The sequence below is a fragment of the Endozoicomonas sp. ALB032 genome (assembly GCF_049310125.1).
In the GTDB taxonomy this organism is placed as follows: domain Bacteria; phylum Pseudomonadota; class Gammaproteobacteria; order Pseudomonadales; family Endozoicomonadaceae; genus Endozoicomonas_A.
Window position 1 is genome coordinate 816612 of the sequence record NZ_JBLYNW010000001.1, and the last position, 16995, is coordinate 833606.

Consider the following 16995-nt stretch of genomic DNA (forward strand, 5'->3'; position numbering starts at 1 on the left):
ACAACATAGGTCAGTCAGTACGAGCCCCGAGGCAAGAGTCAGGGTACCGGAAGAACATCGGGAGTGAGGCCGGGATTCATTTAGCTATCCAGTGCGTCACAAAGCGAATTCAAATTCACGGTACTCAAAAACTCTTCGGCAATTTTTGTCATATCAACGGGTCCGAGCACCAGAGCGTTAGTGACGTTGAGTGCCTGCTTCAGGTAGGTATACTAAATACTGTCGTATATAGAGGAATAGGTATCTATTTCTGACATCATGCTGTAAAGCTCTCCTGGTGAAGAGGGATCGTGAGTGCCATAGTTGCCTCTATCCTTGGTCCCCCAGCTGAAAGCATCAATCCAGCAATACGTTAAACTACCGCCTTTCGAGTGCGTTAATTCATACAGATAATGACTGTAGGCCTGCTGAATCGCTTGCTTGCACTTGTCTTTTAAATTATCCACAAGTTTTTCCTCCCCTAACGGCTGCAAGTCAGGGCGTTTCTCAACTTTTTGTCGACAAAGGGCTTTGATCTTGTCTCTGATCAATGTTTCGTCCCAGTCAGGTTTTCCTGTGATAATCACCGGACGATGGTTTGCCTTGCCGGAAATTAACTGCACAAATGCAGGGTTGTGCACCAGCATTCGTTCTATATTCGGAATGCCCTCAGGATTGTCCGTCCAGGCGGTCTCTACGGATGAGTTGGTAATTTTACCTTCAAGGAATGACGAAAACCCATCATGACCATGAGTGATGAAAAAGGTGGAGATATCACTTGTTTTCTTTCGCAAGCGTTTATAAAACAATTGCCATGACTGGCTATTTTTTTCCCTGGACAAGAACGCCTGATACCACTTTTTCAGGCAATGGTCGGCTTCAACTTTCAGTTCATCGAAGTATTTAAGACCCACCAATTGATCATGAAGTTTACGGGCCAGCTTGGGATAATTCTTATCGTACGGCAGTGGATCAAGCCAACCCGATGCCATGGCCTCACGGGCAAAGAGAATAACCGAAGGTCCGGCTGAGTTCAGAATATCCAGCATTGCCTTCAACCACGGGTGAGGGCTTGCTCCGCCCTGAACAATGATTTTTGAGTGTAATGACTTGAGTGGTTCACTGACCTGATCTTCATCACTGTTGGACAATATTGCTTTTACTGCGTCCGACATCGGCCTTTCGTCATAAACGTTTCCAAATCCAGAACCGGCCAATGCCTTCTCGTCATCGCCCAATGCTTCTGTCGCTAGTGACTCCAGCATTAAGACGCCCATGGAAAATCCGGCTAAATCTTTTTGCAACCAAAGTCTCTCTACCATTTCGGAAACAGTCATATGGGCTTGCCGAAATGCACGGTTTGTCTCAAGGGCTATTTTCAGTGCCTCAAGGTTCATGCCAAGCACCATGGCCAGAGCTTGCTGTTGAGCTGAATCAGCACTTTTCAGAAGATCTTTCAGCAGATTCCTGATCTTCTTTGATGCCCTGTCGTAATTACCGAAGTTCCCGGTGGGTTGGAAGTCAGGTCTGATTTCTATTGTCTGCAGAGGGGCCCCGCCTAAATCCAACGATACCCAGGTTTGGCCGCCATCTTCGGAATACTCGGCAAAGCAGTGGACAGAGTTGTCTATTTGCCGACAGGGAATCCCAAAGTAACGACACAAAGCAACAAAAACAGGCACACGATGACGACAGCTACCTTGCCGCTCTGTTACCAGGAATTGAAAGAAATTCTGACTTTCCTCTGGTTCAGACTTACCGGAAAATTGTCTGCAATAGTGATTGATCGCCCAAATACGTTGTAGCTTGGATTTAGCGTTTTTTATGGCCTGCAAAAGCTCCTGTGATTCGGTTGGGTGTTGGCTGGTGGGTGAAAACAAATCGTTCAGTACCTTTTTCATGCCTTCTGAACAGTGGGTGTCAGAAGCTGTTAATCGTTTTGACAGGGCCTCTTTATCAGGCGAGCTTATGCCCGGTTCTCTCTCTTCTACGATATAAGCGATCAGAATACTCTGGTTGGCTTTGGCCTCTGGAATAGTCAGTGTGTGAAGCCCGGTACATCGATCCCTGACCAGTTTAAAGTCGAAATCGGGTTTGGTACGCAAGGCCACGATATAGTCATCAGGCGTCAGGCTGGGCAATGCATATTGACCATTTTTTGATCGCAAACTCAGGGTCGCCAGCGTTTGATATCCGGTTAATGTCACTTCCTGACCATACTCTGGCAATAGTGCAGGCGTGAGGGGTTCGACTCTCTGAATGTCCTGATCACTCATGTCGATCAGTTCGACGTCACCCTCAACAGTGACATTAATATCCCTTGCCCACCAGCGGTACATATGGGACGGATGCCGACTATTAAAGATTTTATAATCGATAACCTTTGGCACCTGCCGGTTCTCATAATTGGTGCTCTGGTCCAATGTCGGAGCCTGTTTCTCGTGGACTTCTGAATTGTATTTTTCAGAAACCTCAACCCAATGGCTTGGCTGACCCATCAGCTGATGCCAAAACCCAGGCCACAATTGAATGGCATTGGAGTTCCATGCACTTATCCGCCGTTCAGCTTCCTGAAGAAAAGGCTGGGAAGCGGGTAATTTCAGCGTTTGTTCCTCTTCTTCCGTCAGGGGAAAGACGCTATTAGCATCCACGCCTGTCCGCTCAAACTCATGGTTAAACCAGTGTTGCTGACAGTGTCGGTACAGTGCCCGGTTGAGAATATCGTCCGACTGGTTCGGCTTCAGGGAAAGACCGGATTTCAGCCATCTGGCCTGGGCCACCAGCCTGATAATTTCCGTTTTGGCTTCCTCTTTATCCAGAAGGGTATTAATACGGATTTCATGGTGTTTTTCATCAATGCTGTTGCGATCACTGAGTCGAATCAACCAGGGACGATCAATGCCCGATACCGTTTGGTAGAACCAATGGCTCAGCTCAGGCTCAGGCGCTCCTTTACCCATGGCAAGAGTCGTTAAATCGGGTAGTTTCTTCAGCGATCTGTTGGCGGCCATCAGATAAAGCCGGTAGTGCTGATTGAGGTATTGATGGAGTGCTTTATCGCTAAAATCACCCCCTCTGTTAACCGCTCTGGCGACATTCTGTAGATCAAGACTGGTTGGCTGCAACGGGAGTTTTCTCCGTTGCAGGTAAGCTCTTAAACGACAGTGTTTCTCAGTCAACCATTTAGCTGCGATTTTTCCCTGCGGGTCCTGTGGCAACACTTTTTCGGCAATGGCCTGCAGTTCTGCCGGGTTATACTGCCGGATCGGCAAATGCCGAAAACGCCCTTTCAGCGCCGGTGATAAGGGTTTTCGTCCGCTGTACTCAGGCGGGTTGATGGTGGCAAACAGGTGAAAACCCGGATGGGCGTCACCGGCCAGAATATCGTTTAACTCACCTTCCAGATGCTGGCTGTCGATCAGGTTCATTTCCGAAATCACCACGATGCCGCCTTCAATTTTGGCCTTCTGGATCTTTTCACACACTTTGTCCCAGGAACAATCGCAGGCATTCAGGTAAAAGACTTCCGGCATGGACTCTCCCTGTCGTTTAGCCTCCTGTCTGACACTTTCAATCACCAGGTTGAGCGTGGCATCCTTGCCCCGTCCCGCCGGGCCTTCAATCAGTGTTGCCTGACGACCGCCGTGTTTTCTGTTGAGGTGATAAGCCTGCTGACAGCGGCTTAAATCCTGTCCAAGCCATTGCACCAGCTCACAGACTGCCGATCCGGAGGTATCAAAGTCTGGTCGGATTTCTCTGCTGACTGTACTGAAGGTTTGCTGCATATCTTGCAGGGTGTGGTCATGAACTTTGTTGCTCAGGGTATTGTTCGGGTGGTAGCGGGCAGCAAACCAGATTTCCAGTGCTGACAGGGCATCCTGATGAGTTTCGGTGATTTCCGACCCCAGTACGTCCCGAAAACTGTGTTGGATCAAACTGTTTATTTGCTCACAGGTCACACTGCCGCGAGCGGGCAGGGCACGATCCAGATACCAGCCCACCCAACTGCAGATATCGGTTAAATCCCTGGGGGTAAACTCATGCTCGGGCAAGAGTTCCTGATAATATTGCCAGAGCGCCATCAAGCTGTTGCTGGCTCTGTGTGCAATGTCGTTTATTTGATGCTCCAGCAGGTGCCGTTGTAAATGCTTGACGAGAGCTGGTTCCACCACTCTGTCCCGAAGGAATGCCTGGTCCAGGCGAGGGTAGTAAGCTGTCGGCAGTTTCTCTTTCAGGGCCGGGTCCATCTGGCGCCCGGCGTAATGATCGGGGTTACCGGTGAGAATCACCCGGTGTTTTGGGCTGACCTTGACAGGATGACCATTCACATAGATGCAGGGTTGCGGTTCCCATAAACCGTTCAATGATGCCAGCAATCCGGTCTGGGCCAGATTGGCTTCATCCAGAACCAGAGTAATGTACTCTCCTCCAATACAGCTTGCGTCTTTGTCGGATTCAGTACTGGCCCATTCCATCAACACCCGGTTTTGCTGCACCATAGAGCGGTCGCCATCGGCATGTTGTTGCCACTGCCAGCGTTTCATCAGGGTCTGTTCGCTGTCGGAAGGTCCAAGAGAAATCACCGAAGCCTGTCCTGAAGCTTTCGCCATTTTGGCGGAAAAGTAACTTTTCCCGGTGCCGGTTTCTCCCTGCAGGAAGATAACAGGAGAGTCGGTAAGCCGGTCATAGAGTCGGGATAATCGACGACTTTCACGATCCTTCTGACTTATCTCGCCGTGATAAAGATCCCGGGCCAGTGCTGACAAGGGCATATCGGCGGAGCCTTGCCATATCAGTGATTCAGACAGTCGACGTTTTATACGTTCAATGTCTTCTGTCTTGGAATTCGCTGTTCTGGCCCCATGAAAACAATCGCTGGCCAAAGCATGAAGGGCATCAGATCGGGTCTGCCCCGATGGCAAAATTAACTGCCAGCCAGAAGCCAGTGCATCCTGTAAACGTTTAATCTGTCTTGATGGTCTGATGGCTAACGGTGGATGTTCTTCTGCTGCCTTCGGATCAATTTCGAACTGATAGGCTAAAGCATCTCGTTGTTTTTCAGGCCTATGGGCCAGGATCATGGCACAGAGCCTGTCGAGAACGTTTTCTTCGCCCCATGCTGGAAATGGATGTTCATAGGCCAGTTGTAATTCGGTACCTTTAAATACTGCCGGATCCAGGGCTCTGGCCAGTTGCCACAGGTTCTGCCTGACAAACTTTCTATCCAACCGCAGGGAACTGTTGATGATGGCGTTTAAACGATCCGGGTCCACCGAAGCCGTTTGATCCTCATCCGGCGTCTTATCCGGTAACAAGTGCCAGCAGGCCACTTTCATAAAATCCCGTACTGATGGGTTCTGCCGGGTGCCATGGGTGATAACGCTATCGATGGCCTTGCGCCAGTGGCGGGGCAGGAGCTGTAAGGACTGGTCAAGCTGCTGTGCCCGCCGGGCAGCCAGTATCAGGTTTTGCAACAACCCTTCGGTCATTTCTGGTAGCGGGTTACAAAGATGAGCAGGTACGGTTTCAAACGCCTGGTAAAGTTTATTAAGCGCCTGTTCTGGCAGCTCAGCCCGGGAGATTTTATGCTTGACGGCATTGATCTCCCAGAGATCCACCTCAGGACAGGACTTACCCTTGGCAACCATCGAACGAAATATTGAAGATGGGCTTTTTACAGACTCAGGCCAGAGCATTGTGACATGAGCTTGTGGATAGGTCTGTAATTGGCCATTCACCAACAGAGGTTGGCCAACAACCAGAGGCTCCAGAAGCTGCTGAAGCATTGGATTAGTTTCCAGCCCCCGCAATAGCACCGGCTGGCCAGCGGTCAATGCCTCCTGCAATTTACTCTGACGGCGTCCGAAATAGGCCTTTTGTTCCGAGGTGATATGGATATTATCAAATAGCTGGCTGAAACTGGTCTGTTCATTGACCCGAATCACCAGAGGGGCTTCCGGATGATTATTGAGCCAATGGCTGGCCTGGGCAGCTTGCTGATAGGTGAAGGTATTAAAGGCGGAGCGAGCCCTCATTTTTCCCAGCAGATTAGACAGAGGCTGCTCATCATTTTCTGCCAATCCCAAAGCTTTCGGCTGATGTTTTGAATGAGCTACCTGAAGCAGGGGCTCTACGCCGGTTGTCTCGCGAATCGTCTGCAATGAACCCAGCAAACGAAACCAGAGAGCCTCAGTCAGGGGAGAGGTGACGGTGACTGCACCACCGGCCCGAACCTGTTCCAGCAGGCTGGTATTGGGAACTGCAATGCCTTCCGGGTGAATGGCAATGGGGCTCAGCCAGTCCCTGATATTATTCCGGTTAATGATGATCGGGTTTTGAGGTGCGTGCTTTTTATCAAATTCTTTTTCACAGTTTTTTTCATGAGAGTGTGACAGGTTTTGGAACAGTGAATAAAGCTCGTCATCGCCAACCGGCATCTGATAAAACTGAACATCGTCGGGTAATGGACAGATCTCCCCATTACTCTCAAAGCACTGGTGCGCCAGCATCTGTCGAATGGTCTGTTCAAAGGCCAGGTCTCCCCAGTCGGCCCCTTTCAGAATCACCCGCTGTCCGCTCCTCAATGACTCAAGCCTGCCGGGGATATGCCGGATTCGCCCCTGTTTATCCACACCGGGGCCGCCCAGCAGCAACTGTCGCCAGTGATTGTGCAAGTGGCAGTTAATTAGAAAGGTATTGTCGTCCATGGCAGTTTCGGCAGAGGGGAGTTCAGCCAGTAGCGGTGGAACCTCGTTGATCTCCAACGATGGGGCATTGCCGGTTTTTGCGTCCAACTGCCAGGTATTGTCCGGTCGATTAATTCGCCGCCAGAAGTCAGCCCCCGGTGCGTCGTCAAGCCTGCCAACCGACCTCAACTGTTCAGGGTCTGCCAGCACCAGCAGAGCAACATGCTCGCCCAGGGGGCGCTTCTCCTTGCTGACTTTGTCGTACAGACAGGGGTTATCCGGGTCCAACAGGTCGTTAAATTTGGGCAGATCTTCGCTGGTGAGCTTTCGGATATCGATCACCAGTGTGAGTGGCTGTGAACCTTCAAACAGTTTGCCCGGATAAAGGGTGTGGCGACCCTCGCCGGAAATGCTCAAACGGCTCACCAGGTTAGCCTGTGAGAGGTCATCGGGATGGGAAATAAGGGTGACATCCCGATGTTCATCGCAGGTCTGGGCCACTAAAAGCTGACGAACGTCATCATCATTGGTGACAAAACGAAAATCGAAGGCATGAGGGGTCTTGCAGAATGAGGAATCTGTTGAGGATACGGTTCTTGCCGTGTCAGGTGACTGAATCTGAGGTGATGATACATTGAGTTTGGCCATGACATCAGAGCAGATCCCGACATCATTTGCTGATAATTCCAGCTTTGGTTTCTTGGATGGTACGCCAGTATCAGAGCCACTATCAAAAACCGATTTGTTTATTTCCCTTATTCCACCATCCATGGTCAATCTCCCTTCCTGATGTCTTTTGAAGAACTGTATTGAAACTGATTGATTGTTTGACCTTAGGATGGGATTAAAGTTCGATTTTGACTGTTACCCCTCTGTAGGGTTGCCCAGCCTGCTGTTCGGCTGCACTGAATCAGGTGAGGCCGTCGCATCTGCCATGGTTGCGGCTCTCTATTTAAATGGAACTTACGTTTAATCTTAAGGTCAAATTATATAACAACTTCAACTTGGTTCTTCAGATCGCAGTAAGGAGATTGACTATGGATGGTCAGATTGATGGAGGTACAAAAAAACACGCTCTGGATCCTAACCTTCTTGATCATGGCGGGCATGGCGTGGCAGCCAAGATAGCAAAGCTGGATTTATTATCAGAACAAGAGAAGACTGTAAGAAGCTGCTCTGAAGTAAGGTCCAAACTAAACAGATCGCCATTTTTGGAGACGGTGCCTGACAAAGTCAGAACCGTTTCTTCAACGGATTCCTCGCTGCCAAAGGCAACTCATTCCTTCGATTTTCGTTTTGTCGCCAGTGATGATGAAGTTCGGCAGCTTTTGACTGCCATAACCTGTAATGAAGATGTTACTGTTATTTCCCACCCCGATGACCTCTCACAGGCTAACCTGGTGAGTCGGCTGAGCATTTCCGAAGAGGGTCGTCATACTTTGCGCTCGGGCAAACTGTTTGAAGGTTCACAGCCATTTACTCTGATGATAGATATCCGACAGCTCACCAGCGAAGAACTGCCCAAATTCAACGATTTACTGAACCCGGATACCCCCTGTCTGTACGACAAAATCAGCCAGAAAAAACGCCCCCTTGGCGGGCATGTTTCTCTATTGGTCCTGGCAGCCCCTGAACAGTTGAGGTCGGTTGGCAGGCTTGACGGCGCTCCGGCGGTCGGCGCTCCGGGTGCCGATTTCTGGCGGCGAATTAATCGTCCGGGAAATACCTGGCAGTTCAAGGCACAGACCGGTAATGATCCATCGATGGATATCGATAAAGTTCCTCCGGTATTGACTGAACTCCCCTCTGCCGAAAGTGCTATGGAAGACGACAATACCGTTTTAATTGACTGTCATTTACACGGTCACTGGCGACAGTTGCTCCTGGGCGGTCCCGGAGTGGATCAAGAGGGGCGAATCCGGCACATCCCCGGCAGGCTTGAGTGTTTGAAAGCTGGACAACGGGTGATTCTGAAAGGGGCCAACTGCCGTGATCTGGCCTTTGAACAGACGATTCGGCAGATGCTGGCGAAAAAGTGTTTTGAAAGCAATGGCAAGATCTGTCCGTTACCCGACGATGTTCAGTTTTACCAGATGCCGGTAGGGGATGACGAGCTTCATTCACTGTTCCAAAGTCTGTCCCACTCTCTTACCAGAGAAGGTGTCAAAGAAGATGACAACAGAGAGAACGCGTCAGGAAGCCCGATCATTATTAACCAGAGTAATATTGCCCAATGGCTGAACCCCATTGCCATTGCCCCGGAAGGCTATGCAGTCCCAAACACCTGTCTGTTGGAACAGGTTCGAGAGGGTGGTGTCGTCACTGTAACCTCGCCCCTCGCTGAGGCACTCTGGTTTCGTTTGCTGGGCTCATTGGCGACTATTCGCGCGACCACCGGCCTGGAGCCCCGACTTCAGGTAGCCCACTGGAAACAGCAGCCGGAAGCTCTGGGATTGACAGAAACAGATGAGCGCCCTTTGTTCGGGAGCCATCAGCAACAGAAAAAAATCAAAGATCATGATGCCTTTGAAGCAGTCACTTATGGGCAACATGCTGAGGCAAGTCAATGGATCAATGATCACCGGGGAGCACCTCTGGTCATCCGGGTCAATGAACAGACTTGTTTAAGTCAGCTATTTGATAATCTCTATATCACCTCAGAACAAAAGGCGTATTTTGAACGATGCCAGAGTGAATTGCAGAAGGCATTAATTGCTGGCAAGCCAGTGGCATTCCTGGGGCTCGAACGAAATCCATCCCTGGCGCAGCTGTTGGAACCTCTGATGATGGGTCAGCCTCTGCTGATCAATGGCCAATTACAGGCCTACCCCCGGGCTCATGTCACCCTGCTCTGGCCTGAGTCTGCGATAAGCCCATCGCCAGTATTTCGTTCGCTGGTTGCTGCGGGTAAGCCGTGTCCCGAGGTCGATCTCTGGGATATCAATGCCCACAAGCATGGTATCTCTCGGACTGAACTGCCAGAACAAGCGCTTAAGCAACTTTACCAAGCGTTTGAAACCGTCCCTTGCGGCCTTTGTAACCCTTTGCCTGAAATGACCAAAGGGTTGTTGAATAACCTGATACTGGCAGCCCAACGAGCACAGCAGGTTGACCATGCCTCACAGCTTTTACCTCGCCACTGGCGCAAGGCCATCGATAGCGTCGTCACCCATGGCACCCGCCAGCATCAGTCCGTGCGTGATTTTATGAAAGTGGCCTGCTGGCAGTTGTTACCGGATAAGATGCCGGATGCTGATGAGAAACCGGATAAGGATCAAACCGCCTCGGTAGACCCGGATCGGTTAAACGCCATCATCAACAGTGCCCTGCCATTGAATAGAGTGTTTGTGGAACAGAACCTGTGGTCACTGGCCAGAGCCTTTGACCCGGCAGTATTTAAAGGTAACGAATTACGACTGTCCTATAAAAGTCCATTTCCAGAGTGGAGTGAAGCAGACGTTCTCGACAGGCTCTCTGCCATAATTCTGGCCCATGTGCCCGAACATCAACGAGATGCCATAGCGTATCAGTTGGAAATAAGTCCGGCGGCAGCAAAGCCCTGGCAATCGTTGGCCATCAGGCCAGCAAGGCAGATTAAACGTTTGCAAGATGCACTGGCTTGCGGCTGGCACTTACCTTTACTACCGGGGCAGACCCGATCCGATGCCATTCACGCCCTGGCCATCGATTGTTTCCACATTGCCAGAGGAGAATATGTCACAGAGAGTCCCGCAGAACGCATTGAACGCATAGAAAATCGACTGTCCGATTCGCTACAGCCGGGTTTTGCTTATAGGCCATTGTCAGCACTGGCCCAGGATCTTTATCACGGCGAGATGAGTCAGGAGGATCGTGAAATCCGTCGATTATCCCGGCTCCATGACCGGCTTACGGACTCTCCCGTTCTATTCCTTGAGGGAGAAACCGGCACCGGGAAAAGCTACTTTTCCGCCAAAATGGCAAAGGCCTCAGGACAGGCTGCGGTCATTTCCCTTGGACCTTCCGACAGCGAACAGACCCTGATGAAACACTGGTACTGGAAAAAGTACGCCGATGGCGATCGCTCTATGGCACAGCAAAACCGGGCTCTGATGGAATGGGCCAATACCCCGTCCGACAAAGACGGACACTATGTCACCCTGGTACTGGATGAAGCCAACCTGGCCAAAGCAGGGTTGCTGGCATCATTGAATGGCTTATGGGAACCAGAACCCTGTATCTATATAGACGGTCAACCTGTCAAGGTCGGCCCAAAACACCGGGTGATTCTCACCGGTAACCCGAATCATTACGCCGGGCGCCAGCTCGACCCGGCCCTGAAAGAGAAACTGTCCAGGGCTTACTATCCCCGCCTGGACCAGGCTTTCCTTCGGGACAGAGTAGTGGAACCGGCTCTGGTCAGGCAGCTACAACGGCATCTGCAGGACTACGACCAAATCAACAAGATTGCACATGAAGCCACCGAGAGTGTGATGGCACTTTGGCGGTACTATCAGGAACTGTTGCCCGAGCATGAGTTTACCCCCAGGGATTTAACGGATATCTGCAGTTGGGTGGGCTGGTATCTGGACCGTGGATTATCTAAAGGAGACAGTGTTAGCTGTAAGCAAGTGAACAGTCTGATCCGGCAAAGTTTTCGGGATGTGCTGGGTCCTGAAATCACCGAGACTCATCAGGATGCCCTTTTGGCACTGGAAATCTGGTTTGCTGCCCGTTATCAACTGGACAACACCCTGAACGACAAAGTTCGTACACAGAACCTGAATGATATACAGCAGCCCTTCATGGAATACACCGACAAAAACCGACCTGAGTTTGATACCTCCGGATCGGCAGTCATTGAACTGGCGCAACAGCTTGGACAGGATTTAAGTCGCTGTCAGCAGGCTTATCATCGCAAGATAAAACACGATGGCCGTCAGGCGACCCTGATTGAAGGCCCGGCCGGACGGGGTAAGGATGCCACGCTGAACCTGGTGATTGAAAGCGCCAAACAGCGGGCCAGACTAAGGCAAGAACCCATGCCAGAGGTCCATCTACTGAATGCCTGTGATTGTTCCTGGGAGCAACTGTGTGAAGTAATCCAGAAAGCAAAACTGGAAGGCGGCATCGTGGTGATTTCAGAAATGAACCTGATCGACAGCCAACATCTGGAAGGTGAGTTAAACGATATTCTGGCCGGTGACGCCCATCCGGGCTTCCACCTGTTCGCCACCATAAACCCGCCAGAATACAGCGGGCGAAAACCCTTATCACCGGCGCTGAAAGGGCGTTTTCGACATTTGCCCATCCGGCAATACAACCCGGCAGAATTACAAACCATCGCCGGGAAAGTGTTGCCAGAGTCCTCAGAAGGGACATCCGCCGCTAAAAAGCTAACAGAAAAACATTGTCTTTTAAGGGCTCATCTGCAAGGCAGAAAACTGCCATTGCAGCCGACCAGCCTCGATTTACAAAATGTCGCCAGGGCCGTCCTCGCAGGAGGCGATTTTAGCGAAAAAGCCGTTCATCAATGCCTCAATCAGCACTACCGGCTTTACCTGATGGCCGCCGATATATCACTGGAGAAACTCCACGAGTCACCGGCTCTTGCCATGGAGAAAAGTGAATTTAGTTCCGGACTTTGCCGTTGGTTCAATCAAACGGTATCGGGCATTAGTCGTCCGTGGCTGATACGAAAAAGTGATTGCAACAGTATTGATGAAAAAAACCATGAAATTCGTATTAAGACCCAACTGACTCCGGAGGAAGCCAAAACGGAAATCATCAAGGGGATAGCTCAGGCAAAATGGCAGGCATCCGGTCTTTCCCTGAAGCCGGACGAGTCGGACGACATTCTCACCCGGGCACTTTACCGACACTGGCAGCAATGCTGGTTTGATCGTCAGTTTGGCCAGTCGGGCGTGGACGCCAGTAGCCTATTCCCCCTGACGGAAGAAGAGTCACAAACGCTGAAATTGTCTATTAACCAGCCTTATCTTCAGACAGCTGATCAGCGGATAGAAGCATGGGAAGCCGGTGAAGTTCAATGGTGGCCTGCATTCTGGCGTCAAATCAGTGGTCTGCTGAACCATTTGGTAGACGATTTTATTAACGAAACTCCAGCTGTTAGCGCTTATAAAGCGCCTGAACAAAACTTGCCAAAAATTCAGGAGCAACAGGCTTCGGCACTGGATCAGAGAACGAACCGTGAGCCACAACCCGTTAATGAAGTATCGACTATCAGCTCTGATAAAGCGCCTGAACAAAACATGCCAAAAGTTCAGGAGCAACAGGCTCCGGCACTGGATCAGAGAACGAACCATGAACCACAACCTGTTAACAAAACGTTGGCTGCCAGCGCTGATAAAACTCCTGAAAAATACCTTCCAGAGGCCCACCTGGAAAAGGCTCCGAAGTTGGACCGGAAAACGAATTATGAGAACCAGGAAAGGCCAACCGTTAAGGAATATAAAATTTTTGATACGACGCAGTTTCCTTCCGCAATGATGCGCCTGTGGGCAGAGGATGTTTATGTGTCTCCTGAGGGCAATGTCAAACAGATCAGTATTAATGATCAACACATACAGGGAGCCGAAGTCCTCGTACCTGCAAGGTTGCCAGAGCCTGACCAGGAAGTGATATTGGCCAGAGATCAAACGCTGGCAACTTTTACCTGGCCATCAAAAAATGGTCAACTTGAATTGCCCAGCCTGACGACTAAAGACTATATCGTGGCCCTGCGTATGAAACCCGGTTTTTCATATACCCTGCTCAGGGATCGATATACCGGGCTTCACACACTGTTTATTCCGGAAGCCAAAGACAACCAGAATATTGAATTGGCTTATATCGTAGAATCCAGAAAAGCGGGCAAAAAAACACCTGTTGAAGAAGTCCGACCCGCACAATCAACACGTTTTGACACCCGCTGTTCAGAAGGGATGAGAAGCGTACTGAAGGAAGTGTTTGATAACATTAAGGGGCAACCAACCGAAGTACAGATACCTTTGCAGAACATAAAAGACGCCAAAAATACAAGGCAACGCATTATGGCGATCAGGGACTATTGTAAACAGTTTTCCGGTAAGGCTGAGCCGAAAAAAACGGAAAATTACTTTCACTTCCTGGTAACACAACGGCAGGGGCGCTGTCGTCATCGTGTGCCTGTGTTTGTTGCTCTTTGTCGTTATTTTGGGATTCCATGTCGGAAAATCAGAAGCTATACCCATGCCTTTGCAGAGTTTTCTGCAGATAGAGGCCAAACCTGGGAGTCAGCGGATTTGGGCGGGGCGCCTACCCGGGATATAAACATCCTGTCCAAGTTCCAGCCTCGCAAGCAGGTCAGAGGTTCTGGCACTCAGTCGAAGAAAATCAAGGATATCCTGAAAGGTGCTGATTTAGCACAAAAGGCAGCTCTGGCTCAAGCCATTGGTTTGAGCCCTGAGGAATTGAGCAAAGCCCTTGAGCAAGACACTACATTGCCGGTATCCCAACTAGACACTCTCGAAGTACTGAAGGAACTTTGGAGGCGAAAAGATTTAGCCAGTTTTTCATTGGGCGTCGCAATGATTGAGTCGCTGGATACAAAAGAATTGAGCGATGTCAAGCATGAACTGCTCAGTAGTGAGACTCACCCCAATCGCAAGAATGGATTTCCCGATAGTAAGCCTTGGTTCGACTACGACGATAAATCTCTCATTAATAGTCTTTGGACTGGTCACGAGAATCTGCCTCCCAGTCATATTATTCGCGGCGATAGGCATAACCCTAAACCTGTGTCAGAAGCAGTAAAAGAATTATTGATCTTCAGGCATGAAGATCAGGTCACTGAACCACTCAAGTCACTCCATTCAAAATTGATTGTTCAGGCCGGAGTAAGCCCACAAAAGTGGTTGAGTGCAATAGTGGATATACTGAAATTCCCTTGTATAAATAGTTCGACTATTCGCCTTGCCCATGAAGCACTGACATTGGGTTGGCTGGATCCACTGCCGACCGATATGGTGGGGGCTCATGAACATCACGATCTGTTGGTGCGTCTGCAAAAAATCGATGCACTGAAGGTTAAAGCCACCCGTTGCCTGAAAAAGTGGTATCAGGAATTTTTGTCCAGGGAAAAAAATAACCAGGTATGGCAGTTAGCTTATAAAGACTTCCTGGAGAGAGAAGGTGATGTCATGTTCGTCGAACATCGTCATGGCGGGTTTTCGCGACTGCTTGAAGAGAACATTGCCAGTCAATCTGTAAAAAGTGCCTGGACGGAACAACCTGAGGGAGTTCCTGATATAGAACGAATGCTGGCGCAACAACCCGCATTTTCGAAGTTCATCTCAGGGCAGACAAACCACCGTCCGGTAATTATCCTGGGGCAACCTTCCTGGAAAGACAGTGTGAGTAATGAAAAAATCAAAGCCCTGTTTCAACTAAAAATTAAGAACACCCCCGATTTGAAGCAGGTATTGGAAAGAATCAATAAAAATCATGCAAACCGTGATCAATGCGCCAATAACGTGCGAGCATTGAACAAAGCATTCAGGGAAGCTGGGGGCAATACACAATCTCAGGCTCAAAAAGAGGAATATGAGAAAAAACGGAATGAACTCCTGAATAATTACACCCTTAGTTTAGAGACCCTTAATTCGTCATTAAAGGACGAAGAACTTTTGAATCATTTAAAAGACAAATGCAAGAAAGCGGTTCAACAGGCCTTCTGTCATTACCTGTATGGAGTAACACACTCGAAAGGCAGTAGCTTAATGTATTGTTGGGCCGAAGCTCGCATAGGGTCTGAGACTCAGGAGAGCGACAACTATGGCACTCATGCTCCATCCTCACCAAAAGAGCTATACGCCATGATGTCTGAAATTGATAGCTCTCGCGAATGTGAGCACAGGTTTAAAGATGCCTACTTAAGGCAAGCACTCAACGTCAGTAATGCTCTGGTGCTCAAACCCGGTAAGCTGGAAGCCATCGCCAAAGAATTTTTGAGCAGCGTGAATTTGATCTCGCTTTATGAGTCATTAGAGACCTGATAAAGAAAAAAAGAGAAAAAAAGACACCCATAAGAAAAAAAGACACCCATAAATTTTTTTTACCATCAACCTGGTCTACTTTTTCACCCATCACTGATTTTTTACCCAGACAGGTGAGTTCATGGCTCAGGCCCGCAATACTCTGATTGACCCCGGCTCAACGCCTTATTACCACTGCATGGCAAGATGTGTTCGTCAGGCTTACCTCTGTGGAGAGAACCACCTGACTGGCAAGAACTACGAGCATCGCCGCCAATGGGTGGTGGATAAACTTCAGGAACTGGTTTCAGTCTTTGCTATCGAAGTTTGCGCTTACGCTGTCATGTCGAATCATTATCATGTGGTTTTGCACATCAATCAGTCATCTGCCAGAGGCTGGTCACGGAATGAGGTGCTTCATCGTTGGACGACCTTGTTCAGAGGTCCACTTCTGGTGCAAAGGCATCTGGCCGCTGACAAACTGGGCAGCGCTGAATTGGCCCGTATTGATGAATATGCTGAGGAATACCGGCGTCGTTTAGTGGATATCAGCTGGTTTATGCGCTGCCTGAATGAACATCTTGCTCGTGAGGCTAATAAAGAAGACGAGTGTAAAGGACGCTTCTGGGAAGGTCGCTTTAAAAGCCAGGCATTGCTGGACGAAGCAGCCTTACTGACCTGCATGACCTATGTTGACTTGAATCCGATTCGGGCTGGAAAGGTGGAAACACCGGAAGAATCAGACTACACGTCGATTCAGGAACGCGTGGAGCAGGTTACACATTCTGAGACTAAAAAGCAGCCGCTGACCCTGAAACCTTTTTGTTCGCAGGGCCAGAATACGGACGTTGCCCTTCCCTACCTTCTTCACGACTATCTGGAACTGGTTGACTGGAGTGGTCGCATTGTCAGAACAGATAAGAAAGGTTCCATCCCGTCGCATATCCCTCGTATTCTTGAAAGACTGGAAATTGATCCGGATGAGTGGCTGAAAACCATGCAATGGAATAATCGTTTTTATCGGGCAGTTGGCCGTCTGGAGGCGATGAAGGCTTATGCATTTGAAGCCGGACAGAAGTGGCTTCGAGGTTTAAATGTCTGTAGTCGTTTGTACCTGACAGGTTAGCGTAGAAGTCAGTTAAGAAATTAAACACTTTCTCTTCATCTCTCTTCGACTTTAAGTCGGAATAGGTTTGTGTTGTCTGAATCGTGGCCTGAGCAGCCTCTGTTCTTGGGATGCTTCTGTATGGCTCGCTGATAGGCTATTCGAAGATAGGTTTTTAGATCCTTTTTTGGAATACAGTTTTTAAATGTCTTATTTATTTAATGGGTGTCTT

The 16995-nt window shown here is 49.5% G+C and carries 3 protein-coding genes; 2 read left to right on the forward strand and 1 reads right to left on the reverse strand.

The window, feature by feature from the left end; genetic code table 11:
• Positions 1-212: 212 nt before the first annotated feature.
• Positions 213-7436, reverse strand: coding sequence for an AAA family ATPase (locus tag ACO6VG_RS02185; RefSeq protein WP_422472493.1), 7224 nt, complete (start codon positions 7434-7436; stop codon positions 213-215).
• A 266-nt stretch (positions 7437-7702) separates the two neighbouring features.
• Between ACO6VG_RS02185 and ACO6VG_RS02190 the strand changes: the two genes are divergently transcribed.
• Positions 7703-15679, forward strand: a complete 7977-nt coding sequence (locus ACO6VG_RS02190) for an AAA family ATPase (protein ID WP_422472495.1) — start codon at positions 7703-7705, stop codon at positions 15677-15679.
• Between the two features lie 121 nt (positions 15680-15800).
• Positions 15801-16784 carry a transposase gene (locus ACO6VG_RS02195; protein ID WP_422472497.1) on the forward strand — a complete coding sequence of 328 codons (984 nt, stop codon included), beginning with the start codon at positions 15801-15803 and terminating at the stop codon, positions 16782-16784.
• Positions 16785-16995 lie beyond the last annotated feature (211 nt).

Excerpts from the sequence above, each read along its gene's own strand:
- ACO6VG_RS02185 (WP_422472493.1), bottom strand. The coding sequence starts at position 7,436 with ATGGATGGTGGAATAAGGGAAATAAACAAATCGGTTTTTGATAGTGGC.
- ACO6VG_RS02190 (WP_422472495.1), top strand. The coding sequence starts at position 7,703 with ATGGATGGTCAGATTGATGGAGGTACAAAAAAACACGCTCTGGATCCT.
- ACO6VG_RS02195 (WP_422472497.1), top strand. The coding sequence starts at position 15,801 with ATGGCTCAGGCCCGCAATACTCTGATTGACCCCGGCTCAACGCCTTAT.